This window comes from Rhodococcus sp. YL-1 (assembly GCF_001942025.1).
Lineage (GTDB): Bacteria > Actinomycetota > Actinomycetes > Mycobacteriales > Mycobacteriaceae > Rhodococcus_F > Rhodococcus_F qingshengii.
In genome coordinates, this window is sequence record NZ_CP017304.1 from 141215 (window position 1) to 158541 (window position 17327).

The following is a 17327-nucleotide window of genomic DNA, read 5'->3' on the forward strand; positions in this document are numbered from 1 at the left end:
CGACGCTGGCGGCCTCGACAGCTGCTGTTCATCCACTGCCGTAATGTGTGCGGTGTTCGTAATGTCATGTGCCGCAGATAGCTTGCTCTGCATGACCGACGCGAACGCTGTGAGTATCGTAGACGTGTGCACCGCCGCACACAGGGCAGTTGATCCCCCACCTGTCGAAGGTCGCCGCTGCGGTGGCCCCTGCGCCCGGTGCGGGCGTGAGAGCCCCGGCAATATCTCTGTCAGATCCGTCGTTTCACGCACCTTTACTGCCTTCGACGGGTGGTCCTCGCCCGCCGCGCAAGGGATGTGCCAGGTCTGCGCGTGGGTCTACCGCACCCCAGCACTGCGTCTGAACATCCAGTTGGTGGGAGCGTGCCCACCCACGCTGAAAACTTTGACTTCGAGACAACTCGGAGCGCGCCTGCAGAAACCGTTAACCTCGGCGCACGCGCTCGTCGTGCCAGTGGGTATGCGTCGCAAACACCTTCTCCCTCATGCGCGGTGGGGCGAAATTAGTGTCGACGACATCTCGTTGTCCTGGACCAAACACGATGTACGCACTCTCGCTGCGATGCGCCGCCTGCGCGCGGACGGCTTCGGAGAGCGGATGCTGGCAGCGAGCGCACCGCAATTCGCGATGATGCGCCGACTTCCTGCCGCACGGTGGACGGGACTCCTCGAAGACTGGGCAGAACTTGATCGATGGCGCGCGGCACCCCCATGGTGGGAACTCGGCCTACGCGCCTCCTCCTCGAACAGGAAGGAATCGTAATGGCAACCTCCACTGACAAATGGCTTGCGTCCGTTCCCGAACTACCCGCACTGACCGGGCCTCACTCGACCGCTGAACGACTACTTCTGTTGCTGCACTACGGAATCGACTGGGAAGACGGATGGGTAGCATCCCGCCGAGCCGTGTACTGGGAACACCACCTTCCCGATCGTGTCCGGCTCGCCACCTACCGGTGCGGCGCCGATCTCGACCGATGGTGGGGCATCGTGTCGGAGAAGCTCGAATCCAGGCCCAACGCATCGCAGCGACTCGAACTCTCGCAACTACTGAGAGAACCACCGAAGCCAGTGCTGGCAATCATGCGCGAATCGACCCGGGCGCTGGTGCTTCGAACGCAGATCGTTGCGACGGCATACCGAGAGTCCCACACCCACACCCGGCGGCAGCGCGACAACGCAGGAGAAACATCACCATGACCAGCACTGTGCATTGGGATCTGGACATCTATGCACTGTCGTCGATCTCGCACAAAGACGACAGCACCTCGACAACCACGGCCCTCTTTCGCCGTGAAGAAGTAGTTCAGCCCGACGGGACGGGGGAGCTCGTTCCGATCATCTCCGGCAACTCCTTCCGCGGAACACTGCGACGCATCGGTGAGGAACTCCTCCGCGATGTGCTCGACTACGAGGGCACACTGTCGCTGCCGGCGGCCCACACCCTCCGCAGCGGAGGAGCCCTACGAAAAACCAAGGGCGAACCCCTCTCCGGAAGCAGACTCGAGCATGCACGAAATCTCATCCCCCTGATCGGCGTCTTCGGAGGTAACAGCAGCTCCACGATGATCAAAGGTCGCGCCCAGATCGGGAAGGTCGTACCGAGGGTCAAAGAGACCGAACACATCATGTCCAGACCGTCGAAGCTTCCGTTACTGAGCCAGTTCGAGCTGCTGGGCATCGAGCGGTACAGCCGATTCGACGACTCGGACACCGCAGACTTCCCATCAACCGCCGCGGCAGAGGCCGACTCGGAGAACTCGGCGACCGGCTCACACCTGATGCGCTACGAAGTCGAGACCTTACCTGCGGGAACCACCTTCGAATCCTGGATCCGCCTCACCCGAGCCACCGATCTGCAGATCGCCTTCTTCACAGACGTCCTCGCCGAATTCACAGCAGCAGGACGACTCGGTGGGCGATTGTCGATCGGCCACGGGATGGTTCGCGTCGAATCCACACGATCGACGACTGCCGGCACCACAGCATCTGCGGTGGACTGGCGCGAACATCTGCGCAGTGTCCGAGACGACGCGCTGGAAGTTCTGGCGAACTGGTGATGAGGCCGCTACTGGTGAAAGCGAGACTCGCCCACGGAATCGCGCACGCCGCACCCTGGGGAGTGAGCCTCGACGGACTGCTCGCCGCCGAAATATGGGCGGACCAGAAGGCGGGCAAGCGCGATCGAGGAGAAGACGTAGCTGCGCTGGCAGCCGACGTCGACCCTGAAGACCTCGATTTGCCCTTGGCTCGATGCGAACTGTCGGGCGGAGACCTGTGGCACTGGGCAGCTACTTGTGCGTATCCCGAGAAACCTGTTGATCATCCAGTGGTGCGCTACTGGACGGGGCGCCCCGATCATGCGGCGCTCGGGGATCTCGTGGCAGATCTCCCGGGCGTTGTCTCGGAAAGGCAAGGCCCGTACCGGTCGCGGAGCATGCCGTTGTTGGTCACGAGCACCGACGCCGTGACATGGCAATGTGTGGGAGACGATGACCGGATCATGGCGATCCTGCACGGTGTCGCCGCGATCGGAAAGAAACGTAGTCAGGGCGAAGGTCGAGTTCTGCGGTGGGAAGTGACGCCGCTCGACGAGTCCTCTGCTTGGTCGGCAGGCCATCTCCATGTTGATGGCAGCCTCGGTCGACCTACTCCGGATGGATGCCTGCACGGAACCGCGGTGGCAACCGGTGGCCGAGGACCCACCGGTCTGCGGCCGCCGTACATGCACGGTTTCCGCCGGCACACGCTCAACCTGCCGTTCTCGCTCACTGTGTGAGTAGCGAAGACGATCTTGGAGCTAAGTTCTGTCGTGGCGCTCGGCTATTACGCGGTACCTGAACTGGGGTTCTCGGGCCTGCTAGCGATAGTCATCAGCGCCCTGTACGCGCGATCTCGACGCCCTTCCGGGACGAGTTGCCACGAACGGTGTTGTGGGTTTTCGAGTGCCACAGCGAGTTTCTCGAGTCTGCGGGGGTCGTTTTCCGTCATTGTCACATCACGTTCGACGATCGGATTGCCAATCGCACTGGCGAGGATTGCAGCGTCATCGAGATGGCGTTGCGTGTCTTTGCGGTCACTGATGAAAGCTGCCCCCTTGAGGATCAGAGCCCCCAGAACGGTCGGCAGGCTCAAACGGGTTGGTACCCCGTCAATTTCGATCGTGCAGTTCACGGTTTTCCGCAATGCAGATGTGGCACCTGGGACCTGGAAGACCGGGTGCCCTTTCAGCTTCGGGACATGCTTCGGTGGTAGATGGTCGGCGACCATCACATCGACTATCTCGGGGGCCTTTTCTCCTCCACGTGTAAACCGGTGGATGGGTTCGTCGTCCTGGAGCGACCAGCGGAGTTCGTAGCCGAGATCCTCGAGTTGTTTCTTGACTTCGTTGAATACGGCTGCGCCGGTTTCTATGTGCAGCACGATGTCGACATCAAGGGTAGGTCGGTTGAGTGGCACTCCTGCTTTCGCTGCGTGCAGCTGCACCATCAGCCCCCCGATCAGTGTCCATTGGTCGGACGGGATCGCGTTGGCCAGCTCCGCGGCTTGCGGCCACGGTGTAGCCCACCCGCCGGCAGGCGCCTGAATAGTCCACTCGGGACGTTCAACGGAAGTCATCGAGTAGCTCCTGGAGTACGCGCGTGCCGGCGCTGCGCTGGCGGGCGTCGAGTGATTCCATCAGATCGACGGCGACGGCCGCGATCGGAAGCGTTGATGTACGGAAGAATGGGTTCAGGGCGGAAACCACCCGGAGGGTGACATCTCCGTTTTGGGACAGCATCCCGAATTGTTCTACGACGTCGTCGAAGTCGTCGTCGACGATGTACCCGTCGGCTTTGTCGTTTCTCGCGGAGGACAGTCCGAATCGCGCCGCTGTTTCCGGTACATGAACAACCGCGCTGATGCCTGTGGCCGCGAGGTAGCCGCCCCTGATCAAGACATCTCCATCGCCGTCCCACGTGTCCATGTGGTGTGTCGTGGCACGGTTTCTGGCGAGGTAGGCCACTTCTGCCGCGGACGACCGGCGTAAACGATGTTTGAGTCGGGTGATCTGTGTCGGAGAAGCGATCCAGTCGACTGTGCAGTGGGACAGCAAGGCCAGGGCTGCCCAGGAAACCTCAGGATTCCACGGGCGTCCGGGACGGCGAGAGCTCTGGGCCATCCGGTGGACGGATGCACTGTTGAGCAGGAGAGAATTGCCCACCTCGCGGGCGATGGTGATGGAACCGGCGCGAGCGAGTCTGGTGACCTGCCGTTCGGTCACCGAGAGTGCAGCTGCAGCATCGTGCACCGTCATCTCATCCATGCCTTATATGGTCGCATTCGAGACCATATAAGGCAATAACAGCACTAAATCGACCAATTATTGATGTGTGATCGAGACACATTTTCTATCAGCCCTGCGGATTCCCAGCGGCGACGAGGTTGGTCAAGTCAGTCGGCCAGGGGTACTTTCCCGGTGCGTCTGTGACGGATTCGACGATGGCCTTTCCCGAGGCTTCATCGATCTCGACGATGGAGAACACCGACTTACCGGTTGTGTGGATCCGGACATGATCGCCGACCTGCATGTGTGAATCTCTTTCTCGTATTCTGCGTTGTTTCGCAACTCCGCACTATCTCAGGTGTGTACGACACGATCTGGTCACACGGGGGGAGAGGGCCGGCCGGCTGGTCGGCCTTCCCTCGCCGCGCCCCCGGCACGGCGAGGGGCAGGGCCATTTCGAGCCACAGAAGCCGTCATTTCCGCAGTTCAGGCCGTATAATTCGAGGTGTCCTGTTGAGTGCGCGACTGACCATCGTGCCGATTTTTTTGGAGTGTTCTGATGGCTGATCTGGCTACTGCTGTGACTGTGTTGGATGCGAATGGGCGGGCGGGTGTGCCGTCGTTGTTGATTTCGGGTCCGGGGATGGGCAAGTCGAGTTTGGTGCGTGGGTTGGCTGCGGCGGATGGGGTGTTGTGCAAGACGGTGTTGGGGTCGTTGCGTGAGCCGTCGGATTTCGCTGGGTTGCCGGTGGTGCGGGAGCACGGTGTGACGTTGGAGGCTCCGGCGTGGGCGAAGGAATTGGTGGCCGGTGGTGGTGGGTATCTGTTTCTGGATGAGTTGACGACGAGTCCGCCTGCTGTGCAGGCGGCGATGTTGGCGGTGGCGTTGGATCTGACTGTCGGTGATGTGCAGTTGCCGAAGGGGACTCGGGTGATTGCGGGGGCGAATCCTCCGGATTGCGCTGCTGGTGGGTACGAGTTGGAAGCGCCGTTGGCGAATCGGTTCTGCCATGTGGAGTTCACGCCGTCTGTGGATGAGTGGTTGGACGGTATGTCGACGGGGTGGGGTGCGCCGCCTGCCTCGCGTGCGGTGGCCACCGATGAGCAGCGGGCCTGTGTTGGTGCGCAGTTCGATCACCGGCTTTGTGCAGCGCAATCCTGATGCGTTGGATGCTTTTCCGTCGTCGGCGGCGCAGACCGGTGGCGCGTGGCCGTCGCGTCGTACGTGGTCGATGTTGGCGGCGGTGTTGCCGCATTTGCGGGAGGACGACAACGCGGCGATCAACACGGCGGTGTTCGGGTTGATCGGTGAGGGCGCGGGCGTGGAGTTCTTTTCAGTGGCGATGTAGCGCGGATCTTCCCGATCCGGTTGCGGTGGTGGAGAATCCCGATTCGGCGTTCGATTGGCAGTCGCGTCCTGATCTGGTGTGGGCGGTGCTGTCCGGTGTCACGGCGTGGGCGGCGGGGCGCGGCACGGTGGAGGCCTGGCGCAGTGCGTGGGGTCCGCTGATCGCGGCTGCGGAGGCGGGCGCACCGGACGTGGCGGGCGCGGCGGCGCGCACGCTGGCGAAGGCGCGACCGGCGAAGGCGACTGTCCCGGCGTCTGCACGTCGGTTCGCGCCGATGTTGACCGCTGCGGGTCTGATGGAGGCGGCGGCATGAGCGGGGTTCGGGCGCTCGCGCCGGATGAGTTGCGGGCGTTTCGCCTGGCACGGCTGGTTTCTGCCGAACAGATGCCGTATTTCATGCGGGCGTTGTTCGCGGCGCAGCCTGTTGCTGCACCGGGGTTGGGCACGTTCGCGGTGGATGCGCAGTGGCGGCTGTATCTCGATCCGGCGTTGTTGGTGGGGGCTGGTGCGTGGCCGGTGCCGGTGGCGGGTGCGGTGTTGTTGCACGAGGTCGGGCACTTGCTGCGGGCGCACGGTGCGCGGGGTCAGTCCTTGCCGAAGCCGGTGCAACACGTGGCGTGGAATTACGCGGCGGATGCGGAAATCAACGACGACGTGCTGGCGGCGGGCGTCGGGTTACCGGACGGGGTGATCACTCCACAATCGTTCGGGTGTGAGGACGGCGGAATCGCAGAGGACTACTACACGCACCTGATCGATCCGGCTACGGGGCAACAGTTTCCAGACGAGAATGATGTGGGATGCGGGTCCGGTGCGGGGTGCGCGCCGGTGCCGGGGGAGTTGGGTGCGGCAGCGGGGGAGGTCGCGGACGGGTTGGACGGCGCGGAAGCGGATCTGGTGCGCCGTCATGTGGCGCGGGCGGTGCAGGCGGCGCAAGGGAAGGGGCGCGGGAGCGCACCGGCAGGATTGGCGCGGTGGGCTGGTGAGGTTCTCACGCCGCCGACCGCGGCGTGGGATCGGGTGTTGCGTGCGGTGATCCGGCGCGCGCTGGCGGATCAGTCGGGGCGGACGAACTACAGCTATGCGCGTCCGTCGCGGCGCAGCCTGCCGGGGATCGTGGCCCCGGCGATGCGGGGTCCGTCGATCACGGTGTCGATTGTGATCGACACGTCGGGGTCCATGTCGGCGGGTGATCTGTCGGCGGCGATGGGTGAGGTGGCGGGTGTGCTGCGTGCGGGCGGTGTGGCGCGGGAGCGGGTACGGATTCTCTCGTGCGATGCGGCATCGACGTCTGCGCAGGCGGTGCGGTCGGTGGCTGATGTGGTGTTGGTGGGCGGCGGCGGTACGGATATGCGCGTCGGGATCGATGCGGCGAACGCGGCCCGTCCTGCCCCGCACGTGGTGATCGTGTTGACGGACGGGGATACGCCGTGGCCGGATCGGCCGTCGCGGGCGCATCTGGTGTGCGCGGTGATCGGCAACGACACTGCACTGGCACGGACCCCGGAATGGGCGTCGAGTGTGCAGATCCCGGTCGGTGCGTTGTGAACGCGGTGAGCGGTGATCTGTTGCGGTACGCGCAGCAGGTGTTGACCGGTACCGGTCACGCGCCGGATCAGGTGGCGAGCGTGGTCGCCGGTACCGGCGAGGATGCGGCGGCGCGGGCCTTGCGTGCGGGGTGGGAGTGCGCTGCGAATCCGGTGGTCGGGGCGTGCGAACAGACGGAGGACGTGTCGTGAGCGTGGAATGGTTCGATCTGGCTCAGCGTCTCTATGCCGCCGAAACAGGGCGCCCCGTTGCTCGGCTCGCACACACTACGTTCACCCCGTCAGCGTCGGCGCTGGCGGTGCGGGCGACGGTACGCGGCGGCAGTGTGAGCGTGTCCGCTGCGTCGTTCGGTGGAGGTGAGGAAACCGCGTGCGACGAGGCAGGGTTGGCGTTGCTCGCACGGTTGGGCGGCACACTGGCGGCGGATACCCCGGCGATGTTGCTCACCGACGACACCGGCACGATCCCGGCCCTGGTGGGGTTGGCGCGGGCGCACGCTCACCACAGTGACCCGAACATCTCCGGTAGCGCCGCGATGGTGGGGTGGTGGGCAGATCGCGCGGATCATCCCGGCACATCGGCGGTGGTGAATCTTCCGGCCGCCTCCAGTGCCCGCTACGTGCTCGGAGTGGTGCCGGAAGCGCAGCGGTCGGCGCGGGTATGGCGAAAGTGGTTGCAGATCACCGACGAGAGTGTCGCCGGGATGCACGAATGGGCGCGTGCGATCGGCAGTGGCCCGTTGTTACCGCTGCTCGCTGCGATCGGTGAAGACGACGCCTATTCGTTTTCTCGGGCACAGTCCGCACTGGTGGACGGTCACGACTGGTCGCGTCCCGACAACACGGCCAGCGCCGCGATGGGTCTGCGAAGTCGTTGTGACGCAGCAGATGTGATGTCATCAGCCTTGCTCGATGATCCGATGTGGCGCGAGCGCGCATTGCACACCGGCCACGTCGCGGTGGGTGTGGCATCGATGACGCCGCCACCGAAAGGTTCACGTCGGCGCAACGGGTCGTTGTCGGTGACGTGTGAGCGTCTGGATTCGCGCCTGCGGGTCGGATCTGCTGTCACCGGGTGGGTCGGTACACCGCGACGGCGTCCGTTCGAGCAGTTCACTGTCGAGGTCACATCGACCGAGGTTGTCGGCGGGAAGTTGGTGCTCGGACTCGGTTCGGTGGGGATGTATGCGCCGCCGAGTGGCGCGTCGGTGGTGTTGATGCCGCAAGCGGCGTCGCCGCACACGATGCGCGCTGGTCGTGGCCGGTACTGGCGGCTCTACCGAGGGCGGCGGTCCTGGCTTTCGACGGGGCAGACACCCGTCCCTTCCCGGCGTGAAGTGCCGTTGGACGTGCTCATAGCGGGCGCAGAGGAATAGCACCGGCAGCATACCTGCCTTAGGTAAATAGCCAGTTCAGAGACTTTTTTCACGAAAGGTTTGATTCGTCATGCGCATTACTGCCTCGTCGTCCGATATTGCTGCCCCCTCCGGCCCGGTGCCGTCGTCGTCCCGTCCGCCCGTCCCGTCGCTGACGGGGTGGCCGGGGTCGGAGATCATGGCCGACCCGATCACAGCGCGTGTGCTGTTTTCGGTGTGGTCGGGTGATCCGGCGGTGGTGGTGCCGTCCCCTCCCGGTGCGGGCAAGACCCGCTTGGTTGCATTACTGGCTGCGGCATTGGCGCACCGCGCGGATCTGCGCGTGGGGATCGCGGCGCAGACCCGCGAACAGGCGGTGGAGATTGCACGCCGGTTGGGAACACTCACCGACCGCGCCGCCTTGATGTGGAAAGCGAAAGCACCGGCACCGGACAGCGGCGACACACCGGTGGTCTCGGGACAGAAAGTGCGCTGGCAGGGCGACGTCGGTGCAATTCTGATCGGCACGACGGCGCGATGGTTGTTCTCGGACCCAGACCGAGTCGGTGCGGACGTGTTGATCGTGGACGAGTCGTGGCAATGCACCTACGCCGATCTGGGAGCGCTGGGAGCCATGGCGAAACAGGTGGTGTGCGTCGGTGATCCCGGCCAGATCGACCCGGTGGTGACCGGCGATGTATCTCGTTGGGAGGGAAGCGAAACCGCACCCGATCTACCCGCCCCGATTGCACTGTTGGCTGCGCACGGCGACGCGGTGGGGATGGTGCGGTTGGCGCACACCTGGCGACTCGGACCCGACACCACAGCACTGATCGCGCCACTGTTCTACCCCGACCTGCCGTTCACCTCCAAGCGTCCCCCGGAACACCTCACCGATTCGAGCGGAGCCGTGTGGCCCGAATTGGCGCACCGCCCGATCACAGCCTGCGGAGGCCCGTCCGATCCGGCCCTGGTGACCGCATGCGCCGCGCGGGCGGCGGAACTACTGGCAGCGGATCTGGTCACCACCGCAGGCCAGCGGCCAATGACGGCCGCCGACGTGGCCGTGGTGGTCCCGCACGTGACCCAGGCTGCGGCAATCCGTGCCCTACTCAGCGAGCACCCCGACGTACTGGTCGGCACCGCCAACTCGCTGCAAGGCCTCGAGCGCCCTGCCGTCGTGGTGCTGCACCCGTTGGCGGGATACCGGACCGCCGAACCTTTCAACCTCGACGCGGGCCGCACCTGCGTGATGCTCTCGCGTCACCGCGCCCACATGTCCGTCGTCATCGATGACACGACCGCGAGCGTCCTTGCACACGGTGCGCCGTCGCCCGCGCTCGAGGTCCAGACCGCCCTGTTGGCCGCGCTGCACAGCACCCCCGCTGTGTAGCTCACCCGCAAGGGAAAGGGACACAACACATGTCCGAAACAACGAAGCCCGAATACCGTGCACGCGCCTGGGAAGGAATAGACACATTCGACGCAGTCGCGGCATCGACAGCAGGCGGCAGCAAGCACGATGACTTCCGCTACGAGCAAGACCCCGAATCGCAGATCCACGACAACGGCGTCCGCGCTGTGCGGGCAGCAGACGGAATGATCGCGTATGCCCGCCGCTGCGGAACCGGCACCGAAGAATTGCCCACCGTGTTCGCGGATTTCCTCTCCGATGCGCACCACCTGGCCGACGCGTTGGGCGTCGATTGGGAAGAAGCCACATGCAATGGGGAGGGGCATTACACCGCCGAGTTGTACGGCGCCGAGTAATCGGGGCACTGACGGTCGGACAATCCACGGACGTTCGGCCGGCAGTCCCCGGCACCGGGAGTGTCAGGGGCGGTGGTTGCAAGGAGATGAATGGATGTGGGACTGGTACCGGTTTACATCCCAATTCGGTATCATGATGGTTATGAGTACGCAGATCGCGGTACGGCTACCCGAGGACATCGTGGCGTTTCTCGACAGTGAGGTCAGCGGTGGGCGTGCGAAAAGCCGTGCTCAAGTCGTGCTTCGAGCGTTGGAGCGTGAGCAGCGTCGACAGTTGGCGGTCCGCGACGTGGAGATCCTGTCTGACGGCGCGGGTAGCGATGTGAATATCGCTGCCGCGCACGGGAAGAAGAACTGAGTGCGCCCGATCCACGAGGCGCAACTCGGAGATCTTTGTCCGGTGTTGGTCCTGACGAGGGAATTGGTTCGGCCCCACCTGGGGACGGTCACTGTTGCCCCCATTCGTTCGAAGGGGCGGGGGTTGTCGACCGAACTGAGTTTAGGTGAAGGCAACGGCGTCGAGGACGGATCTGTTGCCGACTGCGACGGGGTGACGACCATCCCCGTGTCGGCACTCGGTGCGAACCGAGGATTTCTCCTGCCGGCTCAGGAAGTGTTGTTGAGCAGGGCGCTGCGATCAGCATTCGATCTCGAATCATGAGGAAATCAGCAGCGAGGATGGGGGAGAGATGGTGGTGAAGAAGTGGGAGCAGATTCCCCTGTTCGACCTCGATCCTCCTCCGGTGCCCGAAGTTCATGGCGAAGGTTCTGAGCTCGATTCTGAACCAGCTCTCTTCGGGATCGAAGACGCCACGGCGCCGGATCCCGATGCTGACGTGATGGATGCCCGTGCGCCGATTGCGGAGGATCGTGTCGCCGCGGAACCAGAGGTCGAACCAGTGGCAGGCGAAAGCGCCCCCATAGCGCGGCAAGGTACGGACTCGTCACGGTCTTCGGATTACAACACGGAAACAGTTGTGCCCCAAAGCGAGCTCACTGCTGAGGTGGATTCGGAACCCACCGAGGCATCTGAACTCGACGCAACCGAATCGGGCACCCTTCCTCCCGCCAGCGAGGCAGCAGACGGCCACGCCGTCATTGTCACAGCAGCCGGCACCTACACACCGTCTGGCCACACACTCACCGGCCCAGTCGATTCCATCGAAAAACTCGACAAACTCATCAGATGGGCAACGCTCACCCCGCTGGGCGCACCGGCACAGATCTGGATAGTCGGAATCGAAGCTTGCGAAATGCTCGGATGGATCATCGACCCAGGCAGCGAAGACGATGTCGACGACATGGAAATCCTCCGCACCCGCGCTGCCGAAGAACTCACCGCGATCCTCCACGCCACGCTGACCCCCATGCTGACCGCAGGATGGGAACTGCGCGGAGAACCCGGCCACGTCGTTCACCTCTCCCGCACCACCGGGAACTTCACATCCATGGTCGACATTTTCATCGAACCCTATGTATGGACCTACTGGAACAAAGACTTCGGATGGGGCAATCGCGTGGGAGACATGGGAATTCTCGGATCACCCACCGCCGGAACCTACCTCCCCGACGACGACCTCCCCGCTGCGCAGGAACTGGGACGCCGACTCGCCTGGTGCGCACAACACCTCGGCGTGCTACCCGGCCCCACCCCCGCACGCACCGGCGCCGCCATCGTCGACAAGATCAAACGCGACCGCACCCGCAGCGGTAAAGGAATCGTCGTCACTGTCGGTGGACCGGTCCCACCGCTGGACGGCGAACCCCGCGGAGATCTCGAACCTGCAGTCGGATGGACCCGCATCCCGGACCTCGAAGAACTTTCCGACGCAACACAACTGGTATCGATAGACCAACGAGCTGCGTACCTCGCTTCCGCTGGCATGCTCGAATTCGGCTACGGAAAACCTCGACATCTTCGCGGCGAGAACGCGCTCGACGCTGCGCGGCAATCGAAAACCCCGTTCGGACTCTGGCGTGTAACCCTCCCACCGGGTGACATGCTGGCGCTCCCACCCGCTCTACCGTTGCCTCACCCACACATGCTCGCCGACCAACCTGTGCAGACCTGGATCACCACCGTCAGCCTCGATGCACTTCAAACGTCCATCGCCGATGGCGGAATCGGCGCAGAACTCGACGACCTCGACATCGCAGAAGCATGGGTCTACCCCGAACAGGGACGGGCCCTCGACAAGTGGGCGAAATTCTTGCGAGAAGCCCGCAAAGTTGCCGTCGACACAGGCGACACAGCAATGAAACGGTTCATCGGCGCCTGCTACAAGGGTTACATCGGCCGAATGGTCAACCCCGACATGTGGACCGCCAAACAAATGCAACACCACCACCAACCGCTCTGGCGAGCAGCGATCATCGCACACTCCCGTTGGCGAGGTCGCCGTGTCGCGATGCGCATCGCACGCGAAACCGGGCGTTGGCCACTGCGCACCGTCACCGACTCCTGGGTCTACCCCCTGCCCCCGGGTATCGACATCGCAGACAACAGTGACGCACTTGGGAAAATGACTCTGGAAAAGAGCGCCCCGCTCACCGAAAACATAACCGTCATGCTGACCGACGCACGCGACACCCACGAGATCAACCTCGCACTCAAAGCTGCGTTCACCGACGAAGATGAAGGAAACATATAGTGGCCCTGCATCTTCCGAAACCGCGATCAACCAAACCCGCACAGAAGACCGTCGGCTTGGACGGACTCAACGTATCCGTCTCGACAGCAGCGACCAGTGGTGTCGAAAAATCTAAATCGGTCAAAAGTGGGGGATTGGCCGGACTCACCAGCAAAGTCTCCGTACGCCAGCTCCGTACCGAAATCGGCAAAGAAGGCCTACGGCAAGCAGCTGTCGACGCTGGAAGAAAGCCACCCTCTGACCGGACACTGCGCCGCTGGGCGCAGCAAGGACGAATTCCACACCCCGACGTCACCGAACGTGCACAACGGCGAGCCGCCATCGAACGCCTCGGCGGAATCGACGCTGTCGCAAAGAAAATCGGCCGTTCACGATCAGCGGTCTCGCGCTACCGTTCCGGCGAAACGAACGAGCTGCGCGCTGATGCGAAAAAGAAACTCAAAAACGTCAAAGCTCGCGACGTCATGGACCGCGCCGGCGTCCTACGACCCGACGGGCAACCAAAGAAGGCCACCATCCGAGTCCGCGGGGGAGTGTCGGTCCGCAACGGTTCCGAAGAAGGTTACGACTATCGAGTGCGTACCCTCGATTTCGCGAACTCCGACAGCCCCTTCAGTCTCGACGAAACACGAGAACTCGCCATGGCTTTGGCCAACGACGATCATGCCCGGGTGGTTGCCATCCTCGAACGTCACGCCACGATGGATTACCCTGAAAACAAGGGATTCGACCAGTACGGCGACACTTTCGGATTTCACTTCGATTCCATCGAATCCGTCCACATCGACTGGACATAGAACTGCCTGCCCTGCCCCTCGACGCACCGGGCAGGACCAGGCATCGCATTCGCAGACCCTCGTGCGAAACACCGGTAGCGATCTCGGCACCAGAGGATATGTCGGCCAGGTTCGGAATCGAATGGCGCCTCTCAGCCGGAGTTGTCAGGTTTGACGGGCAGTTGGGAGTCGAGTTCGGAGACAGTGGCTTCCACAGCTGCCGCGATCTCGTCGTCGGTAGGGACGAGATCGCGAACCTGGGAGGGGAGAGTCTCATAGGTGTAGTCGGCTACGGCGAGGGGTGCAGTTGTCCCGGCAAGTGAATACCGGACGACGTTGTCGTTGCGGCCGGCGCAGAGCAAGATTCCCACAGTCGGGGCGTGGATGTCCTTGTTGCGGAGGTTGTCGTCGATCCACGAAACATAGAAGCCGAGCTTCCCGACATACTCCGGCTCAAACCTGCCTACCTTCAACTCGACGACGACGAACCTCGCTTGCACCCAGTTGAAGAACAGCAAGTCGATATAGAAATCCTGATCACCGACCTCGAAATGGTACTGGCGTCCAACAAAGGCGAACCCGTGTCCCAGTTCGAGGAGGAACTGCTCCAGCCGACGCATCAGCGCGGACTCCAGCTCCCGCTCCGCGACACGTTCGGTGATGTCGAGAAAATCGAAGACGTACGGGTCACGCACCAATTGCTGAGCGAGATCGGAATCCTCGGCCGGAAGGTGGTCCTGAAAATTCGACGGTGCCGCACCGATCCTGCGCCGTAAACCGCTGTTGATCTGATTTTGCAGCACATTGCGCGACCACCCGTGTTCAGCAGCCGTTGATGCATACCAGTCGCGGTCGGACTGGTTATCCAGCTTGTCGAGCAATACCGTCACATGACCCCACGGCAATTGGCCAACAGGTTGTTGGCCAATTGCATCGCGCCCCCAGATGCTCGCCATCTGCCGCATGTACTTCAGATTGGTCCGCGACAACCCACGCATGTCGGGAAAGGCCGATCGAAGATCGACGGCGAGCCTGTCGATCACCTTTGAACCCCAGCCCTCGGCCTCTTGACGCTGCACGATCGCGTGCCCTATGTCCCAATACAGGCTGAGCAGTTCGGTGTTGACGATTCGGGTGGCGCGAACTCGCGCTTGCCGAACTTGCGACTTGAGATGGTCGAGAAGCTGGGCGTAGTCGGCGGGCAGTTCGGCTGGAGCATTCACCCATCCATCTTTACCCAGCGCTGCTGGGAACGCCCACCGGACATGCCTCCACTGGACACCTCAGCTCGCAGGAACGGCGACTCGGGCGTGGATGCGCGCTAGACACGCAGGATCACCCGGCCCTCGCACAGTTCAGATCTTCACAGGGCGCATTGATCGGTGTGAATACGTCCAGCACCATAGCGGCCCTCACCTGAAATCGGGCGCGTCAGGCCTGTTCGCGCGCGGACAGGTACATCGTGTTCCCTGGTAGAGAAAGGTTCTCATGCCGTTCCTAGGTTCGACCATCCACCGTCCGGTATGCATGCTGATGACGGCAACAGTCGTCGCAGCCTCCATCGCTTTGATGTCGCCGGGCATCGCGTCCGCCCAATCAAACGGATGCTCGAAGACTTTCAACCTGTTCATCCCCGGAACCTGGGAAACCGCAGAAGACGCCGATCCCTCGATCCCGGTCGGTATGCTCAAACCGATCGCCGACAGCATCGCGGACACGAACGGTAGCGCGGCACAGGTCCACACTCTGCCGTACATGGCCCGAGCCTTCGACAACGGAAAAACATACGCAGACAGCAAATCTGATGGTTTGGCGAGGGCGAAGGACGTGATCTCCGAGATCGCAACGAAATGCTCCGACACCAAATTCACCATCACCGGCTATTCCCAGGGCGCGGACATCGCAGGTGATCTTGCCTCTGAAATCGGCAACGGCTCCGGCCCCCTCAAGGCAGAGCAAGTCCTCGCGGTCGGGCTTCTCGCCGATCCCGGTTCCGGAACGAACGGCGAAGCAGTCATCGGCCCGAAGCCGTCAGGAAAGGGGATCGCCGATCCGCGGCCGCAGGGCATGGGGAAGCTCTCGGGCCGGGTCGCGTCGATCTGCGATCCGAAAGACCTCTACTGCTCGATCCAAAAAGGTTCGAGCCCGCTGCTCGGATCGCTGGGTTCGGTGCTCACCAAAGCTCCGAGTGCTGGAGTTGACGGCCAGGTAGGCGACAATTCACACCTGGCCACCGCGCTGGCGTCGGATTTCTCCCAAGCCGACCTTCCCAGCCTCGCCACAGCCACTGGCAATCTGACCAGTGAACTCTCGAAGACGGACGGCACAGTCGACCTCGAGAAGGTCGCCTCCAGCGCGACAACTCTGGCGAACACCATCAGTCCGCTCGCGGAACTACTCGGCTCCGGTGCCGCCAATCCTGCGGCGAACGGGCAGCTCGCTGCAGCTCCCGCCGGAACAGCCGAAAATAATGCCGGCCACGTTCTAGACAAGGCCGGAGAATCTGATCTCAGCAGTGCGCTCTCGACAGTGACCGCGATCGCCGACACCGCGAGCACGCTCGCCAGCAAGGGCTCCACGACGCTGCCGGCTTCATCTCCGGACCTGACCTCCCTGTCGACCGCTGCTGGCACCCTCGACAGTCAGATCGCCCCGCTCGCCACGACACCGAGTGACGTCCTCGGATCTGCCTCCGGAGTCCTCTCCTTACTCAAACCCACAGTGGTCGTCAACCAAGTCCTGGGCGTCGCCACCGCCTTCACCTCCCTGGATATGCCTGCGATCCTGGCGAACCTGAACCTTCTTCCGCAGAAGGTCGCCGCGCTCGACGCCCACGGTGCCCACAAGGTCGCAGGGGATCTGAACAACCAGTTCTCCCCATTGGTGAAGATGGCCGCGGGTATCGATCTGAAATGGGTCTCACAGATTCTGTCGGCAATCCCGGATCCGTCCGGCTACTCAAAGGTCGCGGCGCTCGTCGCGTCGATCCTGGGAGGAGTCGACATCATCAACCTGGCAAACCTCGTCGGCCGGGTGCAGGAAATCGCTTGGGCCGCAGTCGAGAAGCTGCTCCCACCGCCAGGACAGCTCCCCGACCCGCTCGGGGCCGGAGCCGCCATGACCGGACTCGTCCCAGTCGGACTCGAACTCGCTACGGTCGCGGTCAACATGCTCGCCGGCAAAGCTACGAAGACTGATCCGACATTGCTCGGCAAACAGTCCTCGACGGCCGCGACCACCGATTCCGCTCCGACACAGAATCTGGAACTCTCAGCACTGGCTAATTCGTTGACCGCCATGGCCAGTGCACAAGGCGCCAACGACCTTGCATCCTTAATAGCGGAGGGGCTCGACGCAGCATCCTTCTTCGCCTCCGGGGCACACCAGAACTACAACTCTCTCGTCGTCGACAACGCTGGCCGCAACGCGATCCAGTGGATCTCGGACTGGCTCAATCTGCAGATCGGACGCGCAGCATGAGCCGGTAACCCGCCCGCACTCCGACATTTCGAAGAAAAGAATCTAACGATCGGCCCCTCCTGGAGGGGCGGGCCCGCGTGGTCAGCCCCCACCGCCGATCGAACCCACCTCCCCAATCTGACGAAGTAGCAC

At 63.1% G+C, this 17327-nt stretch carries 18 protein-coding genes and 1 pseudogene; 15 read left to right on the top strand and 4 right to left on the bottom strand.

Annotated elements, in window-relative coordinates; all coding sequences use genetic code 11:
- The first annotated feature begins 562 nt into the window (after window positions 1-562).
- The 4 genes from BH682_RS36195 to BH682_RS34735 are packed head-to-tail and all read left to right on the top strand — an operon-like array spanning window position 563 to window position 2779.
- Window positions 563-763 carry a hypothetical protein gene (locus tag BH682_RS36195; protein ID WP_143542560.1) on the top strand — a complete coding sequence of 67 codons (201 nt, stop codon included), beginning with the start codon at window positions 563-565 and terminating at the stop codon, window positions 761-763.
- The gene (locus BH682_RS34725; protein ID WP_075836607.1) at window positions 763-1200 is read left to right on the top strand and encodes a hypothetical protein; all 438 of its coding nucleotides are present in this window, start codon (window positions 763-765) and stop codon (window positions 1198-1200) included. Before BH682_RS36195 ends, BH682_RS34725 begins: the two co-directional genes overlap by 1 nt.
- Window positions 1197-2060: an RAMP superfamily CRISPR-associated protein gene (locus BH682_RS34730; RefSeq protein WP_075836609.1), complete on the top strand. Its 864-nt coding sequence runs from the start codon at window positions 1197-1199 to the stop codon at window positions 2058-2060. Before BH682_RS34725 ends, BH682_RS34730 begins: the two co-directional genes overlap by 4 nt.
- Window positions 2060-2779 (top strand): hypothetical protein, encoded by a 720-nt coding sequence (locus tag BH682_RS34735; RefSeq protein ID WP_075836611.1) that lies wholly within the window; start codon window positions 2060-2062, stop codon window positions 2777-2779. Before BH682_RS34730 ends, BH682_RS34735 begins: the two co-directional genes overlap by 1 nt.
- A gap of 47 nt (window positions 2780-2826) precedes the next feature.
- Here the strand turns inward: BH682_RS34735 and BH682_RS34740 are convergent, their stop codons facing one another.
- The 3 genes from BH682_RS34740 to BH682_RS36555 all read right to left on the bottom strand — a co-directional run bounded on the left by BH682_RS34740 (window position 2827) and on the right by BH682_RS36555 (window position 4571).
- Window positions 2827-3618 (bottom strand): hypothetical protein, encoded by a 792-nt coding sequence (locus BH682_RS34740; RefSeq protein ID WP_075836613.1) that lies wholly within the window; start codon window positions 3616-3618, stop codon window positions 2827-2829.
- Entirely contained in the window at window positions 3605-4306 is a 702-nt protein-coding gene (locus tag BH682_RS34745; RefSeq protein ID WP_075836615.1) for a hypothetical protein, read from the bottom strand. The genes BH682_RS34740 and BH682_RS34745 overlap by 14 nt, the downstream gene beginning before the upstream one ends.
- Before the next feature lie 88 nt (window positions 4307-4394).
- Window positions 4395-4571: a hypothetical protein gene (locus tag BH682_RS36555; protein ID WP_190287621.1), complete on the bottom strand. Its 177-nt coding sequence runs from the start codon at window positions 4569-4571 to the stop codon at window positions 4395-4397.
- A 255-nt stretch (window positions 4572-4826) separates the two neighbouring features.
- On the opposite strand from BH682_RS36555, the pseudogene BH682_RS34750 reads away from it, so the two are divergent.
- The 10 genes and pseudogenes from BH682_RS34750 to BH682_RS34795 all read left to right on the top strand — a co-directional run bounded on the left by BH682_RS34750 (window position 4827) and on the right by BH682_RS34795 (window position 13736).
- A pseudogene (locus BH682_RS34750) lies at window positions 4827-5929 on the top strand (ATP-binding protein).
- Window positions 5926-7164, top strand: coding sequence for a vWA domain-containing protein (locus tag BH682_RS34755; protein ID WP_075836617.1), 1239 nt, complete (start codon window positions 5926-5928; stop codon window positions 7162-7164). Before BH682_RS34750 ends, BH682_RS34755 begins: the two are co-directional and overlap by 4 nt.
- Entirely contained in the window at window positions 7161-7355 is a 195-nt protein-coding gene (locus BH682_RS34760; RefSeq protein ID WP_125053203.1) for a hypothetical protein, read from the top strand. The genes BH682_RS34755 and BH682_RS34760 overlap by 4 nt, the downstream gene beginning before the upstream one ends.
- Complete coding sequence (locus tag BH682_RS34765) at window positions 7352-8539, top strand: hypothetical protein (protein WP_075836621.1); 1188 nt, start codon at window positions 7352-7354, stop codon at window positions 8537-8539. Before BH682_RS34760 ends, BH682_RS34765 begins: the two co-directional genes overlap by 4 nt.
- A 70-nt stretch (window positions 8540-8609) precedes the next feature.
- Entirely contained in the window at window positions 8610-9911 is a 1302-nt protein-coding gene (locus BH682_RS34770; RefSeq protein WP_003941272.1) for an AAA family ATPase, read from the top strand.
- 29 nt (window positions 9912-9940) lie between these two features.
- Complete coding sequence (locus BH682_RS36985; RefSeq protein ID WP_003941264.1) at window positions 9941-10288, top strand: hypothetical protein; 348 nt, start codon at window positions 9941-9943, stop codon at window positions 10286-10288.
- 142 nt (window positions 10289-10430) lie between these two features.
- Complete coding sequence (locus BH682_RS34780; RefSeq protein WP_003941254.1) at window positions 10431-10646, top strand: hypothetical protein; 216 nt, start codon at window positions 10431-10433, stop codon at window positions 10644-10646.
- Window positions 10647-10949 carry a type II toxin-antitoxin system PemK/MazF family toxin gene (locus tag BH682_RS34785; protein ID WP_003941269.1) on the top strand — a complete coding sequence of 101 codons (303 nt, stop codon included), beginning with the start codon at window positions 10647-10649 and terminating at the stop codon, window positions 10947-10949.
- Between the two features lie 28 nt (window positions 10950-10977).
- Window positions 10978-12939 (top strand): hypothetical protein, encoded by a 1962-nt coding sequence (locus BH682_RS34790; protein ID WP_223304553.1) that lies wholly within the window; start codon window positions 10978-10980, stop codon window positions 12937-12939.
- Complete coding sequence (locus tag BH682_RS34795) at window positions 12939-13736, top strand: hypothetical protein (RefSeq protein ID WP_075836623.1); 798 nt, start codon at window positions 12939-12941, stop codon at window positions 13734-13736. Before BH682_RS34790 ends, BH682_RS34795 begins: the two co-directional genes overlap by 1 nt.
- A gap of 131 nt (window positions 13737-13867) precedes the next feature.
- Here the strand turns inward: BH682_RS34795 and BH682_RS34800 are convergent, their stop codons facing one another.
- Window positions 13868-14938, bottom strand: a complete 1071-nt coding sequence (locus BH682_RS34800) for a PDDEXK nuclease domain-containing protein (protein WP_003941261.1) — start codon at window positions 14936-14938, stop codon at window positions 13868-13870.
- 304 nt (window positions 14939-15242) lie between these two features.
- Between BH682_RS34800 and BH682_RS34805 the strand changes: the two genes are divergently transcribed.
- Complete coding sequence (locus BH682_RS34805; protein WP_232354285.1) at window positions 15243-17195, top strand: cutinase family protein; 1953 nt, start codon at window positions 15243-15245, stop codon at window positions 17193-17195.
- Window positions 17196-17327 lie beyond the last annotated feature (132 nt).